The 19,149-nt window shown below is 68.5% G+C and carries 17 protein-coding genes and 1 pseudogene; 7 read left to right on the top strand and 11 right to left on the bottom strand.

Features of this window, described 5'->3' with window-relative positions:
* Positions 1 to 168: 168 nt before the first annotated feature.
* Genes FDA38_RS12450 through FDA38_RS12440 form a run of 3 tightly spaced genes read right to left on the bottom strand, consistent with a single transcriptional unit; the run spans position 169 to position 2,803 of the window.
* A complete protein-coding gene (locus tag FDA38_RS12450; RefSeq protein ID WP_137253985.1) occupies positions 169 to 1,242 on the bottom strand; it encodes an NAD(P)/FAD-dependent oxidoreductase in 1,074 nt (357 codons plus the stop codon).
* The gene (locus FDA38_RS12445) at positions 1,239 to 1,751 is read right to left on the bottom strand and encodes an isoprenylcysteine carboxyl methyltransferase family protein (protein ID WP_137253984.1); all 513 of its coding nucleotides are present in this window, start codon (positions 1,749 to 1,751) and stop codon (positions 1,239 to 1,241) included. The genes FDA38_RS12450 and FDA38_RS12445 overlap by 4 nt, the downstream gene beginning before the upstream one ends.
* A complete protein-coding gene (locus FDA38_RS12440; protein WP_137253983.1) occupies positions 1,751 to 2,803 on the bottom strand; it encodes a type III polyketide synthase in 1,053 nt (350 codons plus the stop codon). Before FDA38_RS12440 ends, FDA38_RS12445 begins: the two co-directional genes overlap by 1 nt.
* 18 nt (positions 2,804 to 2,821) lie before the next feature.
* Between FDA38_RS12440 and FDA38_RS12435 the strand changes: the two genes are divergently transcribed.
* Complete coding sequence (locus FDA38_RS12435) at positions 2,822 to 3,625, top strand: UbiA family prenyltransferase (protein ID WP_233714648.1); 804 nt, start codon at positions 2,822 to 2,824, stop codon at positions 3,623 to 3,625.
* Here FDA38_RS12435 and FDA38_RS12430 read toward each other — a convergent pair.
* Positions 3,591 to 4,529, bottom strand: a complete 939-nt coding sequence (locus FDA38_RS12430; protein WP_233714647.1) for a LysR substrate-binding domain-containing protein — start codon at positions 4,527 to 4,529, stop codon at positions 3,591 to 3,593. The genes FDA38_RS12435 and FDA38_RS12430 overlap by 35 nt on opposite strands.
* Before the next feature lie 109 nt (positions 4,530 to 4,638).
* On the opposite strand from FDA38_RS12430, the gene FDA38_RS12425 reads away from it, so the two are divergent.
* Positions 4,639 to 6,168: an MFS transporter gene (locus tag FDA38_RS12425; RefSeq protein ID WP_137253982.1), complete on the top strand. Its 1,530-nt coding sequence runs from the start codon at positions 4,639 to 4,641 to the stop codon at positions 6,166 to 6,168.
* A 57-nt stretch (positions 6,169 to 6,225) separates the two neighbouring features.
* Here FDA38_RS12425 and FDA38_RS43045 read toward each other — a convergent pair whose 3' ends face one another.
* Positions 6,226 to 7,044: a lysyl oxidase family protein gene (locus FDA38_RS43045; protein ID WP_233714646.1), complete on the bottom strand. Its 819-nt coding sequence runs from the start codon at positions 7,042 to 7,044 to the stop codon at positions 6,226 to 6,228.
* Entirely contained in the window at positions 7,041 to 7,682 is a 642-nt protein-coding gene (locus FDA38_RS43040) for a hypothetical protein (RefSeq protein WP_233714645.1), read from the bottom strand. Before FDA38_RS43040 ends, FDA38_RS43045 begins: the two co-directional genes overlap by 4 nt.
* A 207-nt stretch (positions 7,683 to 7,889) precedes the next feature.
* Here FDA38_RS43040 and FDA38_RS12415 point away from each other — a divergent pair, with 207 nt between their 5' ends.
* On the top strand, positions 7,890 to 9,908 hold the full coding sequence (locus FDA38_RS12415) for a fibronectin type III domain-containing protein (protein ID WP_137253981.1): 2,019 nt from the start codon (positions 7,890 to 7,892) through the stop codon (positions 9,906 to 9,908).
* Between the two features lie 61 nt (positions 9,909 to 9,969).
* Complete coding sequence (locus FDA38_RS12410; RefSeq protein WP_137253980.1) at positions 9,970 to 10,731, top strand: DUF427 domain-containing protein; 762 nt, start codon at positions 9,970 to 9,972, stop codon at positions 10,729 to 10,731.
* Here FDA38_RS12410 and FDA38_RS12405 read toward each other — a convergent pair whose 3' ends face one another.
* Both FDA38_RS12405 and FDA38_RS12400 read right to left on the bottom strand, forming a co-directional pair.
* Positions 10,732 to 11,499 (bottom strand): SDR family NAD(P)-dependent oxidoreductase, encoded by a 768-nt coding sequence (locus tag FDA38_RS12405; protein ID WP_137253979.1) that lies wholly within the window; start codon positions 11,497 to 11,499, stop codon positions 10,732 to 10,734.
* A gap of 8 nt (positions 11,500 to 11,507) precedes the next feature.
* Positions 11,508 to 11,888 (bottom strand): winged helix-turn-helix transcriptional regulator, encoded by a 381-nt coding sequence (locus tag FDA38_RS12400; RefSeq protein WP_137253978.1) that lies wholly within the window; start codon positions 11,886 to 11,888, stop codon positions 11,508 to 11,510.
* A gap of 93 nt (positions 11,889 to 11,981) precedes the next feature.
* On the opposite strand from FDA38_RS12400, the gene FDA38_RS12395 reads away from it, so the two are divergent.
* Positions 11,982 to 13,295: a nuclear transport factor 2 family protein gene (locus FDA38_RS12395; RefSeq protein ID WP_137253977.1), complete on the top strand. Its 1,314-nt coding sequence runs from the start codon at positions 11,982 to 11,984 to the stop codon at positions 13,293 to 13,295.
* Between the two features lie 120 nt (positions 13,296 to 13,415).
* A pseudogene (locus FDA38_RS12390) lies at positions 13,416 to 15,374 on the top strand (bifunctional SulP family inorganic anion transporter/carbonic anhydrase); the annotation flags it as partial.
* Between the two features lie 14 nt (positions 15,375 to 15,388).
* On the opposite strand, the gene FDA38_RS12385 reads toward FDA38_RS12390, so the two are convergent.
* Positions 15,389 to 16,219 carry a phosphatase PAP2 family protein gene (locus FDA38_RS12385; RefSeq protein WP_233714644.1) on the bottom strand — a complete coding sequence of 277 codons (831 nt, stop codon included), beginning with the start codon at positions 16,217 to 16,219 and terminating at the stop codon, positions 15,389 to 15,391.
* A 166-nt stretch (positions 16,220 to 16,385) separates the two neighbouring features.
* Between FDA38_RS12385 and FDA38_RS12380 the strand changes: the two genes are divergently transcribed.
* A complete protein-coding gene (locus FDA38_RS12380) occupies positions 16,386 to 17,546 on the top strand; it encodes an MFS transporter (protein WP_137253975.1) in 1,161 nt (386 codons plus the stop codon).
* Here FDA38_RS12380 and FDA38_RS12375 read toward each other — a convergent pair.
* Both FDA38_RS12375 and FDA38_RS12370 read right to left on the bottom strand, forming a co-directional pair.
* Entirely contained in the window at positions 17,527 to 17,937 is a 411-nt protein-coding gene (locus FDA38_RS12375) for an aconitase X swivel domain-containing protein (protein WP_137253974.1), read from the bottom strand. The genes FDA38_RS12380 and FDA38_RS12375 overlap by 20 nt on opposite strands.
* Positions 17,934 to 19,148 (bottom strand): aconitase X, encoded by a 1,215-nt coding sequence (locus FDA38_RS12370; protein ID WP_137253973.1) that lies wholly within the window; start codon positions 19,146 to 19,148, stop codon positions 17,934 to 17,936. The genes FDA38_RS12375 and FDA38_RS12370 overlap by 4 nt, the downstream gene beginning before the upstream one ends.
* Position 19,149: the final 1 nt, after the last annotated feature.

The following is a 19,149-nucleotide window of genomic DNA, read 5'->3' as shown; positions in this document are numbered from 1 at the left end:
GCAACATCCGGCTGACAGAGTCTTCCTTGTCAGCCGGTCCGGCCTTTCACCAGGAGGCCGGAACGGCTCGGGTCCGAGCTTTTCACCAGGAAGCTCGGGCCACCCGTGGGCCCGGCGATTGTCTGAGCGATCGCCGGGCCTGCGGTATTTTTCCGGGCTTACGGTTGCCTAGGACAACCGGTTGACGATGGTGCGGTAGACGGCGGGGAGGGCGGCCGCGGCCGGCACGATGCGGGGCGCGAGGAGTGGGCGGTTGCGGGCCCAGAGCAACGATGCGGTGAGCAGGCGGCACTCCCAGGAGACGCGACGCCAGGCCGCTTCGTAGTCCTGTGGGCGGTCGGCGCGGATGCAGTCGACGAGCTCGGCGGAGGTGCGGAGGGCGACGGCGATGCCTTCACCGGTGAGTGCGTCTACGTAGCCGGCGGCGTCGCCGACCAGGAGGACGCGGCCGGCGGTGCGGGCGTGGACGCGTTGGCGGAGCGGGCCGGCACCCATCACTGCGCTGGCGGGCTGGGCGCCTTGCAGGCGGCGCTTCAGCGCGGGGAAGGCGTCGAGATGCGAGTCGAACGTGCCACGCGCGGAGGTGAGCACGGCGACGCCGACCAGATCGTCGGCGACCGGAGTCACGTACGCCTCGCCGAGCCGAGACCAGTAGACCTCCACAAGGTCGGTCCAGGGTGACACGCGGAAGTGCTGCCGAAGTCCGCGCCGGACCTCCCCAGACTTCTCACCAGAAAGATTCAGTTGGCGGCGGATGGGTGAGTGGAGGCCGTCGGCGGCGGCTAGGTAGTGGGCGGTGAAGTTGGCGGCGGTGACTGATGAGGTGTTCTGGGTGATGGGGCCGACTCGGGCCTGGATGACGGGGATGTTGAGGTCGGACAGGCGCTTCAGCAACGCGGCTTGGAGGGTGGTTCGGCGTACGCCGAGGCCGGGGCCGGCGGTGAAGCGGGCGTCTACCTGGTGGGTGGCGTCGACGTAGCGGATTCCGTGGAACGGGCGGCCGGAAAGTTCCACGCCCAGGCGGGTGAGGTACTCGACCGCGCTGTGGGCGATGCCCTCGCCGCATGCTTTGTCGATGGGCCCCGACCGCGGCTCCACAACGACGACCGACAGCCCGGCGAGTGCAGCCCGGATCGCGGTGGCACAACCGGCCGGTCCGGCCCCGGCGACGAGCAGGTCGACCTCCGGCGTACCGGCTCGCCGGACGTCGCCAGGCCGAGGTGCGGCGTCTGGATGGCTCACTTCGCCAGGGCGGAGTTGAGTGCGGTTTCCTCGGTGCGGATGCGGACGGCGAGCAGCGGGATGTTCAGCAGGGTGAAGACCAGCGCCGTGATCCACGCGGTGTGCACCAGCGGCAGTGCGATCCCCTCCGCGACCACAGCCACATAGTTAGGGTGCCGGATCCACCGGTACGGGCCGCCGGCAACCAACCGCAGACCCGGTACGACGATCACGCGCGTGTTCCACTGGTGTCCGAGGACCGAGATGCACCACCACCGCAGCCCCTGCGCGAGCAGCACCACCGCCAGCATCGTCCATCCCAGCCAGGGGATGAACGGCCGGTACCACGCCTCCACCAGGCACGCGGCCAGCAGCCCGGTGTGCAGCACGACCATGAACGGATAGTGGCCGCGCCCGGACTCCACCCCGCCCTGCGCGAAGCTCCATTTCGCGTTCCGCAGCGACACGACCAGCTCGGCCACGCGCTCGCACGCGACCAGGATCACCAGGCCCAGATACCAGCCGTACATCACCACTCCATCAGCACGAGCTCGGAACAGAAACCAGGTCCCATCGCCAGCAGCACGCCCGGACCCTCAGGAGAAGGATCCAGCTTGAGCGTGTCACCGAGCACATGCAGCACCGAGGACGACGACAAGTTGCCGACCGCATCCAGCGACGTCCAGGTCAGATCCAGCGCTCCCGGCCGCAGCCCCAGCGTCTCCGAGACCGCGTCCAGCACCTTCGGCCCACCCGGATGACTCACCCACGTGCCAATATCCGGCACGGTCAACCCGTGATCCTCCAGGAACCCCCGGACATCACCACCCAAGTACTGACGCACCACCTCCGGCACATCCGCCCCGAGCACGATCCGGAACCCGCCCGACCCGATGTCCCACCCCATCACCCGCTCCGAGTCCGGATACAGCCGCGACCGCGTCGCCACCACCGAAGGCCCCGACGCGAGCGGATGCTCCGACCCCGTCAGCACAACCGCGGCCGCCCCGTCCCCGAACAACGCCCCACCCACCAGATTCGGCAGGGATGCGTCGTCCCGCTGCAACGTCAACGAGCACAACTCCACCGACAGCAGTACGGCGACATGCGTCGGCCACGCCGTCAGGTAGTCGTGCAGCCGCGCGATCCCCGCCGCTCCCCCGACACACCCGAGCCCGAACAACGGCAGCCGCTTCACGTCCTCCCGCAGCCCCAGCCGCATCGCCACCCGCGCGTCGATCGACGGCGCCGCCACCCCGGTCACCGTCGTGAACATCAGTACGTCGACGTCGTCCAACGTCAGCCCGGCATCCTTCACCGCGCCCGCGACCGCCTCCGCGCCGAGATCCACGGCCGTCGCGATCCACTCGTCGTTCGCCTCGCCGAAGTCCTTGAGTACGGCGTACCGCTCCAGCGGCAACGCGAGATGCCGGTACGACACCCCCGCGTTCGCATGCAGCCGCCGGAGCAGCGCCGAGCTCCGCCCGTCCGGCAGACAGATCGACGCGAACGCCTCGGTCAGCTCCGACTGCGGATAGCGGTACGGCGGGAGCGCGGGCCGGACCGCTGCGATCCGCGTCATCGTGGCATCGTTACGTCGGTGAAGACCGTGAAAGGTCTGGCTCTTGCCTGCCACCCCGGGCCGACTGTCGCCGTGACCGCGCTCGTCACGGCTGTCGCATGGTCGGCCGGGCGAAGTCCGGCCGGGTGTCTCCTCGTCGCAGCAACGATCCTCACCGGCCACCTCTCGATCGGCTGGAGCAATGACGCGATAGATGCCGCCCGCGACACCATTGTGAACCGCCGGGACAAGCCCGTGGTGCTCGGACTGGTGAGTCGCCGGACGCTCACGATCGGTGCCGGCATCATGCTGGTGGTCACGATCCCGGTCTCCCTTGCCAACGGACTCGCGGCCGGCCTGGTTCACCTGCTGTTCGTCGCCTGCGCCTGGGCGTACAACCTGGGCCTGAAGTCGACCGCGATCTCCTGGCTCCCGTACGCCGTCGCCTTCGGTGCACTGCCGTCGTTCGTCACGCTCGGCACCGCAGACGTCTGGGCGCCCTGGTGGGCCACCGCGGCGGGCGCCCTCCTGGGGATCGGTGCCCATTTGGCAAACGTCGTACCCGATCTGGACGACGACCTCGCGACCGGCGTACGAGGCTGGCCGCAGCGGCTCGGGTCCTACGCCCGGCTGCTCGCCCCGCTCCCGCTGGCACTCGCGACCGGGCTGCTGGTGATCGCACCCGCCGGAGCGATCGGCATCGTCGGCTGGATCGCGCTCGCCGTCGTCGCCGCGCTGCTCGTCACGATCCTGCTCTGGCGCAACGCGCCCTTCCTCGTCACGATCGCCATCGCCGCGGTCAGCGTCATCACGCTGGTGTTGCGCGGTGACGCACTGATCTAGGCGGCGCCTGCGGATCGAGTACGGCGTCCGGCTTCAGCGGCGCGTTGCTGCCGAGGATCGCGGCCGTCAGCGCCTCGGCCGGCTCCTTCGCGGCGCGCGGGTTGGTGATCAGCACCAGGTCGATCGGCGGCAGCTCCGGCAGCCCCGCGCTCGGCGGCGGCTCGACCAGGTCCGCGGGCATCAGCGATCGCGCGAAGATCGCGATCCCGAGACCGGCCCGGACAGCCGCGAGTACGCCGTTGACGCCGCGCACGATGCAGGTGATCCGGCAGGTACGACCGGCCTGCTCGAGCGACTGCACACCGAGCGACCGGCTCAGCGACGGCGCCTGGTACGCGACCAGCGGCACCGGGCCGTCCGGCGCGATCCTGGTCCCCGAGATGCCGGCCCAGACCAGCGGGTCACGGCGTACCAGCCGGCCGTTCGGTTCGTAGCCGCCGCCGACGCCGTGCTTCACGTACGCGAGGTCGAGGTGGCCGGACTCGACCCGGCGGAGCAGGTTCGGGCTCTGGGCAACGGTCAGCTCGAGGTCGATCCGCGGGTACAGCTGGCGGAAGTCACGCAGGATCTTGGGCAGCGGCGTGAGCGCGAGATCGTCGGTCACGCCGAACCGCAACCGGCCGCGCAGCTCGGAGCCGGTGAAATACCCGGCAGCCTCTTCGTGCGCGGCGAGGATGGTCCGGGCGAAGCCGGCCATCGCCTCGCCGTCCGCGGTCAGCGTGACGGTGCGGGTGTCCCGGACGAAGAGTGGTCGCCCGACGGCCATCTCGAGTTTGCGGACATGTTGGCTCACCGTGGGCTGCCGGATACCGAGCCGCTCGGCCGCCTGGGTGAAGCTCAGCGACTGCGCCACGGCCAGGAACGTCCGCAGCTGGTCCGGGTCGTACATCGATTCCCCCTTCATTACGTGACGCTATAAGACTAATAGGAGTAATTCGCTGGGGGAATCCAGTACCGAACCGTGAGGATGGACGTGTCCTCCCCTGACCAGTCCACACGCGTAGGGATCGCTCTTGACCACCCGGGCCACTTCCGGTTCTGTCCCGTCCACCGACTTCCATCTCCACCGCACCACCGACTCGACCCGACTCCGGGACACGCAGGCGCGCCGTCCCGGTTTCAAGGACACCTTCAGCGCGCTGCGGGTCCGCAACTTCCGCCTCCTGGTCAGCGGGCTGCTGGTCGTCTCGACCGGCGGCTGGATCCAGCGCATCGCGCAGGACTGGCTGGTGCTGACACTCACCGGCAGCGCCACCGCGGTCGGCATCACCACCGCGCTGCAGTTCACCCCCACGCTCCTGCTCGGTCTGTACGGCGGCGTCATCGCGGACCGCTTCCCGAAGCGGAAGGTCCTGCTCGCGACGCAGACGACGTTCGGATCGTGCGCCGCCGTGCTGGCGGTCGTCGGCTTCACCGGCCACGTCCAGGTGTGGCACGTCTACACGATGGCGTTCGTGCTCGGCCTGTCCACCGCGGTCGACAACCCGACCCGGCAGTCGTTCGTCACCGAGCTCGTCCCGCGCGACACCGTGCGGAACGCGATCAGCATGGTCTCGTCGACGTTCCAGCTCGGCAGCATGGCCGGGCCGGCGCTCGGCGGCGTGCTGCTCGGCGTACTCGGCACCCCGTGGGCGTTCGCTATCAACGCGTGCACATTCTTCGCCTCGATCAGCGCGCTGCTGCGGATGCGCGAGAGCGAGATGCACGGCGGCCACGCGGCCCGCAAGGCGAACGCCGGGATGCGGATCCGCGACGGACTGCGTGACGGCGTGCGGTACGCGTTCCACGAGCCGGCCGTCCGGTGGGCGATCGCGCTGGTCGGGATCTACGGCATGTTCACGATCAGCCTGCCGGTGACGCTGACCGCGTTCGCCGACCGGGTCTTCCACACCGGCGCATCGGGGTACGGCGTACTGAACTCCGTCGTCGCGGTCGGGGCGCTGTGCGGGGCGCTGCTCTCGGCCCGGCGGGTCCGGCCGACGCGGTTGCGCAACCTGATCGGGATCGCGTGCCTGCTCACGATCACCCAAGTACTGGCGGCGATCCAGCCGTCGCAGTGGACGTTCATCCCGGTGCTGGCATCGATGGGGATGGCGACCCTGATGTTCCTGACCGCGGCCCAGTCGATGGTCCAGTTGACCACTCCGGACGGCCTGCGCGGCCGGGTCTCCGGGATCTACAACCTTGTCTTCATCGGGGGCGGCGCGATCGGCGGGCCGACGGTCGGGTTCCTCGCTCAGCACTTCGGGGCGCGGTCGGCGCTGCTCCTCGCCGGGCTGATCCCGTCGGTCGCGACGATCGCGATCGGGCTGCGGCTGCGGCGGGACGGCCAGTTCCGGCTCGTCCTGGTTCGGACCAGGTCCCCGTGGCACCAGGTCCCGATCCGGCTCAACCTCCAGCAGACCGAGATCATGCTGTCTGCCCCGTCGAGCACGCCCATCACGCGGACGTCGCGCCCGTTCATCCTGGGTCGCCGTCAGCACGCCCGGATGGACTCGCATCTGCGTCCGAGCCGGGCACGCCGCCGGCCACAACACCACTGAGCTCCTGGGGCAGGTCCGAGCTGCTGCCTTCAACTCGGACCTGCCCTGGGCATCTGTTTACGGAGCGGTGATCACACCGACAGGCGGGACCTGGACGGTGCGGTGGTGCTTGGTGCCGCCCAGAATCACCTTGCGCAGGGCAACGTTGTTCTTCGTGTTCGACTCGTACAGGCGGTTCTCCGGGTTCGCGCTCACCTGGACGTAGTACGTGCCGTTGGCAAGGTTCGTGATGTCGAAGGACTGCCCGGGCAACGACTGCTCGTAGGTGTCACCGTTGCCGACGTCAAGGACCTCACGCACCGACAGCGAGCCATGATCGCCGCACGCGGTGTGCAGGTCGGTGTTGTACGGGTGCCAGTTGGCGTTCTTCACCGTGTAGTCGATGGCATCCGTCGCGGCCAGGCAGAATGCCTCCTTCTGGCTGCGGACCACCTCGGTCTGCTTCGAGTTCAGCAGGCTGTAGCGGGCGAAGTCGGTGAAGTGCCAGTGGTTGTGTCCGGGCCGGCCGTCCCACTCGAGCGTCCCGGTGTTCTGGTACCCAACCTCCTTGCCGTGCGTGTCATAGAAGTACTGGTACGCGTCCATCAGGTCCTTACCCTGCCGGCGGAACCCGTCCAGCACGAGCGGCGACGGGCCTGCATTCCACACGGTCGCCGAGAACTGCAGGAAGTCCTTGGCCGCATCCGGCGTACCCTCGTCGCCCGGCGCCGCCACGATCCCCCAGGCCGGCACCGCCCGCAGGTCAGGTTTCGGCCCCTTCGGTACGGACGCCTTCCCGGTCGGACGGGCCGTGTGAGGCTTCAGCGCCACCGAGCTCGCTGCCGCCTTCCGGTCGCCGGACGGGTCACCCTTCTGGATCGTGACGTTCAGCTTCACCGATGCGTCCGCCGCCGGGATCTTGAAGAAGTCCCGGTAGCCTTGTTGACCGTGACAACGGCCTTGTACTTGCCGTTGGCAAGCTTCACCGGATCGCCGCCGCCGTACGTCCGCGATGACCATCCCGTCTGCACGCCCCAGACCGCGCCCTGCGTGAACGGGTTCGCCGTACAGCCGTCCGGGTACGGCGAGGTCGCGGGCGCGTCCGGCCGGGTCCGGGACCCTTCGCCGTTCAGACACAGCGCCTGGTCCTTGTCGAGCACCTTCTTGCCCGCGGCATCGGTGAGCGTGATGTGCAGGAACTTCCCCAGGCCGGAGAAATCCGTGACGAGCCCCTTCGGCAACTGCCGGGTCGCCTTACCGTTGACGTACTGCGTCGCGACCACCGGCGAGCTGTACGACGCGCGCGTGGCCCGCACCTCGATCGGTGCGTTGCCGGCCACCACATGCGTACCGAGGTCGAGGTCGGTCCCGTAGTCCTCGACGTTCTCCAACGTCACATCGGTGCTACCGGCAACCAATTTCATGGCCGGTCGAGCGACTTGAGTGCTCGCCGACGCACCGGCCGCCGCGAGCGCGACCAGTCCGGCCGCACCGGCCACGGCGATCGCCGTACGGCCGAGTTTTCGTGCCTTCACGATGATGGAACCCCCTCTTGCACCCGGCCGGCGTCCTCACGAAGCCGGCCTGTTGCTGCTACGACGACCGAGCCGCGGAGCGAAGTTGATCAAGGTTCCATGGCAGTCGTGTCACAGGAAGTCACCGGCGCTGAATACTTGACTGTGTAAATTAAGCCGACCTAGGCTCGGCCGCGTCCGCTCACTCCTCCCCCGGAGGAACATCGCATGTCCTTGAGACGCCCCACTCTGACCGTGCTGGCTGCCATCGCCCTGGTGTCGACGGCAGCCGCAACCGCCCCCGCCGATGCGATCGAGGCGAAGAAGCCGACTCCCGCCACCTATCCGCAGGTCGCCGCCAAGCCGTACATGGGCTGGAGCAGCTGGAGCCTGCAGTCGACCAACTATCCGGGCGTCAACCCCGACGGCCCGGGCAGCTTCATCAGCGAGAAGAACATCCTCACCCAGGCGAACGCGCTCGCCACCAAGCTCAAGCCGTACGGCTACGAGTACATCAACGTCGACGCCGGCTGGCAGGACGGCGGTGACGAGTACGGCCGCCCGGTCGCGATGGCGAAGCGCTTCCCGCGCGGGATGAAGGCGGTCGGCGACGACATCCACAAGCTCGGGCTGAAGTTCGGCATCTACACCACCGTCGGCCTCGGCACGGACGTGTACCGCGACGGCAACACGCCGATCTACGACGCGCCCGGCTGCTTCACGCGCGACATCGTCTACCCCGACCTGCGCAAGACCAACGGCTGGGACGCGGCGTACAAGATCAACTACGAGAGTCCGTGTGCGCAGAAGTACGCGGACTCGATCGCGAAGCTGTTCGCGTCCTGGGGTGTCGACTTCATCAAGATGGACGGTGTCGGCCCGGGCTCGTGGAAGGGCGCGCCGGACGACCCGAACCACAACAACACCGAGGACATCGAGGCGTGGTGGCGCGCAGTACAGAACGCCGGCCGACCGATGCAGTACACGCTGTCCTGGTCGCTCAGCCATCGGTACGCCGACGTGTGGAAGCAGAACTCGAACGGCTGGCGGATCGATACCGACGTCGAGTGCTACTGCGACACGATCGTCAAGTGGGACAGCTCGGTGAAGGCACGCTGGTGGGACCTTCCGCAGTGGATCGACGACGCCGGTCCGGGGCACTGGAACAACCTGGACGCGCTCAACGTCGGAGTCGGCGCGATGGACGGCCTGACCGACGCCGAACGGCAGAGCTACATGACGTTCTGGGCGATCAACTCGGCGCCGCTGTTCGCCGGTGACGACCTGACCAAGCTCGACGCGTACGGCCTGAAGCTGCTGACGAACCGCGAGGTCATCGCGATCGACCAGTCCGGCAACCCGGCCCGTCCGCTGAACCAGGACCAGTTGCAGCAGGTCTGGTACGCGCAGAACAAGGACGGCAGTACGACGGTCGCGCTGTTCAACCTGGCCGACTCCCCCGCCACGGTGACCGGCAACTTCGCTCAGCTCGGGATCGACGGCAAGGCGACTGTCCGCGACATCTGGGCGAACCAGAACACGCGCAACGTGTCCGGCGCAGTCAGCGCCCAGCTTCCGGCGCATGGGTCGAAGCTGTACAAGATCACCCCGAACGGCAGCGGAGCGATCCCGGCCGATCTGACCGCGACCGACGTGAGCCGGACGACGGTGTCGCTGACCTGGCGGCCGAGCGCAGGTGCGTCGTCGTACAAGGTGTTTGCCAATGGCAAGCAGGTGGCGACCAGCTCGGGTACGAACGTCGTCGTCAGCGGGCTGTTGCCGCAGACGCAGTACACGTTCACCGTGCAGGGTTCCAAGGGTGCGTCGAGTGCGCCGGTGACGATGTTCACCGCGAAGAACGGCGGGCCGGTGCGGTACGAGGCCGAGGCGTCGAGCAGCACACTGACCGGTGACGCGGGCGTCTCGGGATGCACCCTGTGCTCGGGCGGTTCGAAGATCGGCAACATCGGCTACGGGTCGACGGTGACGCTCAACAACATCACCGTGCCGACGACCGGGACGTACCTGGTCAAGATCGCCTACACCGACGGTGACACCAGCCGGCAGAGCATGCTCACGGTGAACGGCACCGACAACTACTGGGCCAACTACAGCGGTCTCGGCGACAACGACTGGGGTACGCCGCAGGTGACGTACCTGCCGATGAAGCTGACCGCCGGGGCGAACTCGATCAAGGTCAGCAACCCGAACGGCTACATCGCCGATATCGACTGGATCACCGTCTGATCCGGTCCATCGAGCCGCGGGGCCGGCACCACCAGGGCCGGCCCCGCGCTTTACTGGACCAATGAGCGCCTACCCCGAACCCCTGATCCCGCCCGGCGGTACCGCACCGGTCCCGCGGCGGATCCGCGCGATGCTCGACGACCGCGTCGTCCTCGACACGACGGACGCGATCTACCTGTGGGAGTTCCCGCCGTACCCGCAGTACTACATCCCGGTCGGGGACGTGGCGGACGGAGTACTGACCGACACCGGCGACACGAAGTCCTTCCAGCACGGGGTCGCGCGCGTGCACACCGCCGGGTCGGGCCACGCCTGGGTGTACGACGACGGCGTCGCAAAGGACCGCGTCCGGTTCCAATGGGACGCACTCGACCGGTGGTTCGAGGAAGACGAGGAAGTCTTCGTCCACCCCCGCAACCCGTACTCCCGCGTCGACGCGATCAACTCCACCCGCCGGGTCGAGGTAGCGGTGGAGGGCATCGTGCTGGCCGACTCGAGCTCGACCGTCATCGTCTTCGAGACCGGGCTACCACCGCGCTACTACTTCCCGAAGACATCCGTCCACCTGGAGCACCTGACCCCGTCGGAGACCGTCACCGCCTGCCCGTACAAGGGCCGCACGTCGGAGTACTGGTCGGTCCCCTCGGTCCCCGACGTCGCCTGGTCCTACGACTTCCCCACAGCACCCCTGCTACCGATAACCGGGCACGTAGCCTTCTTCAACGAGAACGTCGACCTCACCATCGACGGCGTACCCCAAGACCGCCCGATCACCCCGTTCTCGAACCCAGCCGCTCGACCGACCGACGGAGCCGTGCGGTGATCAGATGCCTGCGGTGGTGGCGCCGTCCATGGTGATGATTGAGGCGGTGACGTAGCTGGCCTGGGGGGAGGCCAGGAAGACGGCGACGTTGGCGACCTCTTCGGGTTCGCCGAAGCGGCCCATCGGGACGTCGCGGACCATCTCGGCGAGCAGTTCGTCCTTCGACTTGCCGGTCGCGCGGACCGCGGCCTCGAGGCCCTCGTCGACGCGGTTGGTGCGGGTCGTTCCCGGGTTGATCACGTTGACCCGGACGCCCTGCGCGGCGTACGCCTTCGCATAGCCGACCGACGCGAGCATCAGCGCCGCGTTGGCCGCGCCGCCGCCGATGTGCAGCGGGTTCGCCGCGCGACCGCCCTGGCCGACGACGTTCACGACCGCGCCGCTGCCGCGCTCGGCCATGCCACGGATGACGGCCTCGGTCGCGTGCATGTACGTGAAGTACTTCGCCTCCATCGCCGCGTGCAACGCCTTGCTGTCCAGCTCGTCCACCGGAGTACGCCGCGCTGCGCCCGCGCAGTTGATCAGGATGTCCGGTACGCCGATCCGCTCGAACACCGCCTTCGTCGCGTCGGCATCGGTCAGGTCGACCGCTTCCACCGCGAACGTCAGGTCCGGGAACTGCTCCTGCGCCTTGGCCAGATTGGCGGGGTCACGGGAGATCCCGGTCACCGTCGCGCCCTCCCGCGCGAGCGCCTCGACGCAGGCAAGCCCGATGCCCTTGCTGGCCCCGGTGACGACCGCGGTCTTCCCGGTCAGTTGCAGATCCACGTGACTCCTCAGAGGTTGGCGTCGTACTCCGTGCGCGCTGCGGCGATCTCGTCCATGTGGTCGTAGGCCCAGGTGCGCATCGTCGCGACGGCCGCGGCCAGGCTCAGGCCGAGCGGCGTCAGCGTATAGCTGACCGTCACCGGAACAGTAGGAACTACCTCACGCCGTACGACGCCGTCGCGCTCGAGGTGCCGCAGCGTCTGCGTGAGCATCTTCTGGGTGATGCCCTCGATGATCGACTTGAGTTGCCCGGACCGCAGCGTGCCGCCCTTCTCGAGCGTGCTGATCACCAGCATCGTCCAGGTGTCGCCGATCCGGCCCAGCACCTGACGTGTCGGGCAGGCGCCTTTGGTGGCGTCCCACTTGCCTCTGACCTGGTCGGTATCCATTTGGTGCCTATAGCAGTAGTAAGTGCTGTCTTCCGGCCGCCACGACCCGCTCGTAGCGTCGTTGCCGAGTCTAGTTGAAGGAGCGGAACGGCAATGAGAGCAGTGGTTCCGGTGGACACCGGCGCGGTCGAGCTGGCCGAGGTCGACGAGGTCCGGCCCGGCGCGGACGACATGGTGATCGAGGTCGCGGCGTACTCGATCAACCGCGGCGAGACGTTCCAGTTGGAGCGGCCGCGGGACGGCTGGCGACCAGGCAAGGACATCGCGGGCCGGGTGGTCGAGGCGGCTCCCGACGGCCCGCCCGTCGGCAGTCGCGTGGTCGCGCATCTGCCACACTCCGGCTGGGCCGAGCGCGCGACCGCGCCGGCCACGCAGGTCGCAGTACTGCCGGACAACATCTCGTTCGAGCAGGCCGCCGCGCTTCCGCTCGCCGGGCTGACGGCGCTGCGGTTGCTGCGTACGGCGGGCAGCGTGATCGGACGGCGAATCCTGCTGACCGGCGCGTCCGGCGGAGTCGGCCATTACTTCACCGAACTCGCCGCCGGGGCCGGCGCTGAGGTCACGGCCGTCGTCTCCTCCCCGGCCCGCGGCGCCCGACTGCCCGAGCTCGGCGCCGAGGACCTGGTATACGACGTCGCCGACGCGCGCGGGCCCTTCGACCTCGTACTCGAGTCCGTCGGCGGCGAGAGCCTGCCGGTCGCGTTGACCAAGCTGGCTCCCGGCGGTGACCTGATCTGGTTCGGCGAGGCCAGTCGGCAGCCGGTGACGCTCGACTTCTTCGACTTCTTCACCGGCCCCGAGGCCGCGCGGATCCAGCACTTCCACTACGTCCACGGACCCGATGACCAGGACCTCGCGACGCTCGTCCGGCTGGTGTCGTCGGGACGGCTCCACCCGGAGCTCGGCCGGATCGAGGACTGGTCGCGGACCGACGCCGTACTCGACGACCTGCGCAACCGCCGCATCCGCGGCAACGCCGTACTCACACTGCACAAGGAGGCACCACGAATGAACGACCCGAAGACCGTTGTGACCCGGTACGTCGAGGCTGTGGCGGCAGGTGATCTGCCGACGATCCGGGCAAGCTTCGCACCGGACGTGGTCTGGACCTACCCGGGTGATCTGCCACTGTCCGGCGACTGGAAGGGCCGGGACATGGTCGTGGACGAGTTCCTCGGCGCGGCCGCCGGCAACCTCTTCGCTCCCGGTACGCCGGTGACGATCGAACTGGTGAACGTGATCGCGGACGGCGAGCAGGTGTTCGCCGAATGGACCGCGCAGGCAACGGCTCGCGCCGGTGGTGCCTACAGCAACAAATGTGGAGGAGTCTTCACTGTTCGGGACGGGCTGATCGTCTCGGTCCGCGAGTACCTGGACACCGACCACGCGCGCCAGGTGCTGTTCTGAGCAATTGCCGCTGGTGTGGGCTTGAACGGGTAAGTACAGTGGGTAACCAGATCGACACTCTTTGTTTCGACGCCTGATGCCCGAGCAGTTGCCCTGAGCACCGACGCCGGAGGACCACCCGTGCCGACCTCACCCACTCCCGCACTCTGGAAGACCATTCTTCACCACGATCTCCCTGCATCGCTGGTGGTCTTCCTCATTGCAATACCCCTCTCCTTGGGGATCGCCGCCGCATCCGGCGCGCCGCTGATCGCCGGCCTGGTGGCCGCTGTGGTCGGCGGCGTCGTCGCCGGTGCGCTCGGCGGATCCCCCTTGCAGGTCAGCGGTCCGGCCGCGGGCCTGACCGTGGTCGTCGCCGGCCTCGTCACCCAGTTCGGCTGGGCCGCGACCGCTGCGATCACCTGCGCGGCCGGTGTCGTGCAGATCCTGCTCGGCGTCACCCGCATCGGGCGGCTGGCGCTCTCGCTGTCACCCGCCGTCGTGCACGGCATGCTCGCCGGGATCGGCGTGACGATCGCCGTACAACAGCTGCACGTCGTGCTCGGCGGCAAGGCCCAGAGCTCGCTGATCGACAACGTGATCGCGCTCCCCGCGCAACTGATGACGCACCACGGACATTCCGTTGCCGTCGGCATCTTGACGGTCGCCGTCGTGCTCGCCTGGCCAAGAATCCCCAGAATAAAGGTGATTCCGGCGCCACTTGTTGCTGTCGTCGCCGTGACTGCGCTGGCCGCGGTCTGGATGCCCGACGTGACGCGGGTCGACCTGCCGGACCATCCGTTGCAGAGTCTGATCCTGCCGACGATGCCCGAAGGCACGCCGATCGAGATCGTCACCGCAGTACTGACCGTTGCCCTGGTCGCCAGTGTCGAGTCGTTGCTGTCGGCTGTTGCCGTGGACAAGCTTCATCGCGGCAACCGGAGCAACCTCGATCGCGAGCTGATCGGGCAGGGCGCCGCGAACGCCTTGTCCGGTGCCCTCGGCGGTATGCCGGTCACCGGCGTGATCGTCCGCTCGTCGACCAACGTCGCGGCCGGCGCGCGGACCCGGGCGTCAGCGATCATGCACGGCCTGTGGATCGCCGCGTTCGTGCTCGCCGCCGGTGCGATGCTCGAGCTGATCCCGATGGCCGCGCTGGCCGGCGTACTGCTCGTCACCGGATTGCGATTGGTGCAGCTCGCTCACATCCGCACGTTGCGCAGGCACGACGAGTTGCTCGTGTACGTCGTGACCGCGGTCGGCGTCGCCGTACTCGGACTCGCCGAAGGTGTATTGCTCGGACTGATCCTTGCCGTCATCCGCGTGCTGTACCGACTTGCTCGCGCGACCGTCACCGCGACCGAGTCCGACGGCGTGTGGACCGTGCGGATCCGCGGCACGCTCGTATTCCTGGGGGTCGCGTCGCTCGTGCGGACGCTGCGGTCCATCCCTGCCGGCGCCACGGTCCGGGTCGAGCTCACCGTGGACCATCTCGACCACGCGGCGTACGAGGCGATCGAGGACTGGCGCCGTGGACACATCGCCCGCGGCGGCACGGTCGAGGTGAATCCCGCTCAGTCCGGCCGGCAGGTATCGATGCTGGACGGGGTCCGCGAGTTCGAGGCGTCGGCCGACGAGATCCGGCCGCTGCTGGCGCGACTCGCGGCCGAGGGGCAACGACCGGAGCATCTGTTCATCACCTGCGCGGACTCGCGGATCGTGCCGACGATGATCACCACCAGCGGGCCGGGCGACCAGTTCTGCGTGCGGAACATCGGCAATCTCGTGCCGCCGAAGGGCTCGAACAGCAGCTCGGTCGACGCCGCGATCGAGTACGCCGTCGAAGTACTCGGCGTGAAGTCGATCGTGGTCTGCGGTCATTCCTCCTGCGGCGCCGCCGCGGCCGCGCTCGCGGCCGACGTACCGGAGGGTTCAGGCCTGGAGAGCTGGCTGCGGCACCTCGAGCCGTCGCTACGGCGTGCGGTCGCGCTGCCGGACATCATCGATCCGGCAACCGGCGTGAAGCTCTCGCCCGCGGACAAGCTGTCAGTCGCGAATGTCGCCGTACAACTCGAGAACCTGCGGAGCTTCGCCTGTGTCCGCGAGGCCGAGGCTCAGGGCCGGCTCGAACTGATCGGGCTCTGGTTCGACATCGGCGCGGCCGCGGCCAGGCTGGTGCTGGAGCGCGAGCCGTTCCTGGTCCGTGCCGGCGACGAGCTGTCGAAGATCAGAAGCAGCGGTACTGCGAGCGCGATCGCGACCAGACCGTCCAGCCAGTAGTGGTTCGCCGTGACCACAACGACCGTGAAGGTGAGCAACGGGTGTGCGATCCACAGCCAGCGCCACCGCGATCGCGTCGCGCGGATCAGGAACACCGCCACCATCAGCGCCCAGCCGACGTGCAGACTCGGCATCGCAGCGAACTGATTCGCAACCCCGGAGTGCGTGCTCGGCCCGTAGACCGACTGGCCGAGCAGCACTCCGGTGTCCACCCAACCCGGCATCATCCGCGGCGGCGCGAGCGGGAAGAGCATGTGCCCGATCAACGCCAGCCCGGTCAGTGACGCGAGCGCCCAGCGCGCCTTCCCGTACTCGGCCGGGCGACGAATCATCAACCACAGCAGGACCATCGCGGTCAGCGGGAAGTGCACTGTCGCGTAGAAGAGGTTGGCGATGCGGGCGAGTCCGTCGACCTGGAGCGCGTGCTGCTGGAACGTCGCCTCGCTCGGCAGCCCGAGCCAGGCCTCCCACCGGATCAGCTCGTGGGCGTGCTTGATCGCTGACCCGGAGTGTTCCGCCGACAGGAACCGGCCGAGGTTGTAGACCCCGAACAGCACCGCCAGCAGCCCCACCTCGCGGACGATCCGCCACACCCCACCCCGACGATTCCGCCCCAGCTCCGGAAGCGCGGGTTGCCCCACCCGGTCCAGAGTCATCTGCGCCATGCCGACCCCCAGCCTCAAACCGAACGCTCGTTCTCTGTAATTCCACCCTGCGCCTGACGCCCGGCCGATATCAAGAACGGTCATTCGTTTTGCACTGTGATCCTCACCTCACAGCGCTGGGATATTGGCTGGCGCCGCAGCGTTGCGCCCGGAAGGATCGGCCGGCATGGAGACGGTCTTCATCCGCTGGACCTGGGTGCGCGCGGTCCTGCACAACGGGTGGTGGCTGGTCACGAGCGTCTACCTGGTCGTTGACGCCGGCCTCTCCCCGGCCCAGCTCGTGCTGATCGGGTCGGTGCAGAGTGCGTTCGCGCTCGTGTTCGAAGTACCGGCCGGTGTCATCGCGGACACGATCAGCCGCAAGTGGTCGCTGGTCATCTCACAGGTGCTGATGGGTACGGCGATGCTCGCGACCGGGCTGTTCGAGTCGTTCCCGGCGCTCCTCGCGACCCAGGTGCTCTGGGGTATCTCGTGGACGTTCGCGAGCGGATCGGACGTCGCGCTGATCACCGACGAGCTCGATCGACCCGACCGGATCAACTTCGTCCTCACCCGCGCCGCCCGCGCCCAGCTGACCGGTGCCGCGACCGGGCTCATCACACTCGGCCTGCTCGCCTGGGCGACCCGGCGCGACGTCACGATCGTCGTCGCCGGCGCCGCGATGATGTCGCTCGCGCTGTACGTCGGGTTCCGCTTCACCGAGCACAACTTCGTCCCGACCCGCACGGCCCGCTGGTCCACGTCCTGGACCACGTTCGTCCGCGGCGTCACGCTCGTACGACGGAGCCGCGCGATCCTGCTGATCTTCGCCGCGACGTTCCTCGTCAACGGCGCTTCGGATGCCGCCGGTCGACTCACCCAGAAGCAATTGATCGACCTCGGTCTGCCGCCCTCGATCCTGTGGTTCACCGCGCTCGGCGTGGTCGGGCTGGTCGTCGGCGCGCTCGTACTCCGGCTCGTCACCAACCGCATCAACAGCAGCCACGCCGCGACCGACTACGCGCTGGCCGCCCTCGTCGGCGTACTCAGCATGCTGCTGCTCGCATTCGCCCGCGATCCGGTCCTCGGCGCGATCGCCGTCGTGCTCCTGAACGGAATCGTCAACCCGCTGACCCGGGTCATCAGCACGATCTGGATCAACAGCCGCACGACCGCGGACATCCGCGCGACAACCCACTCGTTCCTGGCCCAACTCGAGTACCTCGGCGAGATCGTCTGCGGCGTCACGATCTCCACCCTTGCCGGCCTCACCACCCTGCCGCTTGCCCTCACCGGTTGCGCGGTCCTGTTCGGCGCAACCGCCGTACTCATGCGGTCGTCCAGGTGATGGTCGCGCGGGCCGGTGTCGCGTCGATGTGGACGAGTGCGTGGTCCGGGATGTCGTCGTACGGCGCGACGACGACCGGGAGGTTGAGGTTGTAGAGCTCGGCGGCGACGAGGGCGCCGAGCGGGATGATCGGGTCGGGGCGGGTCAGAATGATCGCGGCGGGAGCGGTGCGGGCGCGGATCTGTTCGGCGAGGACGCTGCTCGCTGAGCTCGAGCCGCGGCCGGATTCCATCAGCAGGATGCGGCCGGTGAGGACGGCGCCGCGCTGGGGGTGATGGGCGTCGACGATGCGGCCGTGTTCGTCGGTGCCGCCCCAGAACGAGAGCGGCGCCGTGAGGCGGATGGGCTCGCCGGTCGCGGTGCCGGGGTGGAGAGTGCGGCCTTGGATCATGAGTCGAGCACGACCTGACCGGCGCGGGCCGAGGCGACACATTCGGCGAGCGAGCCGAGGACCGCGTTGACGTTGATGTTTCCGGGTGCGTAGTGCGCCCACTTGCCGGAGTTCGTCATCACGTTCTTCCAGTCGGGCGACAGGATCGCCGTGACGTACGTGCAGGTGTCGACGACAACAGTCACGCCTGCGTTCTCCAACACCTCGAGCGTCGGGCCGAGGCGTCCCCGCGTCGCGCGGCCGGTCGACAGGTAGAACGGCACCTTGAACGGCGGCCCGTCCGCGACCAGCTCGGCAAGTCGCAGGCATTCGGCGTACGACGCGTGCGGCGTACCGACGCTCACCGCATCGAGCTCGCCGGTCGTCGACAGCTCCCGCCTGACGCGCTGCAAGGTGGCGAGATCGACCTCGCTTGTCGGCAGGTCGGCGAATTCACGCGGCGCCTCGGGCGTGATGTCGACCGCGTGGAACAGCGCGACTCCCCCAGCGGATGCCGCCGCTGCGCCGAGTGCCTTCAGGTCGTCCTCGGTCACATCCGCTGGAATCCCTACCAGCACAGGGATTCCGGCACCTACGACCGAGCCGATGTGGTGCCCGAGCAACGGATACGCCAGCTCGGTGTGGAGGAAGTCACCCAGCGGCCGGCAGTCGAACACCACGGTCCCCTGCCGCGCCTCGGTCGTCTGCAGTCCGGCGTACGGCGCTCGTCCGGTGATCGCGGCGCAGACGTCGAGGAAGTCGCCGTACCGATCCGTCCGGGCGCCGAGGACCGAGTTCGCGAACACGATCGCGTTCGACTCCGCCCAGGCGATGTGCTCGCCGAGCGCGGGCCGGTTCGGCAGCTGGTACGGCGCGCAGGTGAACGTCGGCGTACATCCGAGGTCGACGTACGCCGTCATGAGCTCACGCCCCGCGGTGGCGAGCTCCTGATCGCGGACGAGGGCCGGATGGATGAGGTCCATCGAGCCGACGTTCAGCGTGGTCGGGACGCGTACGCGGGCGCCCAGGTCGCCGAGGCGGTGGGCGAAGTCGAGGCTGACCTGACCGTGGTACAGGCACGAGTCGACGTGCGCGGACGTGATCTCGACGAGCCGCGGCGCATCCGAGATCCGCGCCTGCCCGACGATCACCCGCATCGCGAGCGCGACGCCCTCCCCGTCCCGACCGCCGAGCATTGCCTCTTCCTCGGCGGTCAGGTGAAGGGTCTGCATA

This window comes from Kribbella jiaozuonensis, assembly GCF_005233875.1.
Lineage (GTDB): Bacteria > Actinomycetota > Actinomycetes > Propionibacteriales > Kribbellaceae > Kribbella > Kribbella jiaozuonensis.
The sequence above is the reverse complement of the archived record's forward strand: the minus strand, read 5'-3'. Positions and strand labels throughout refer to the sequence as shown.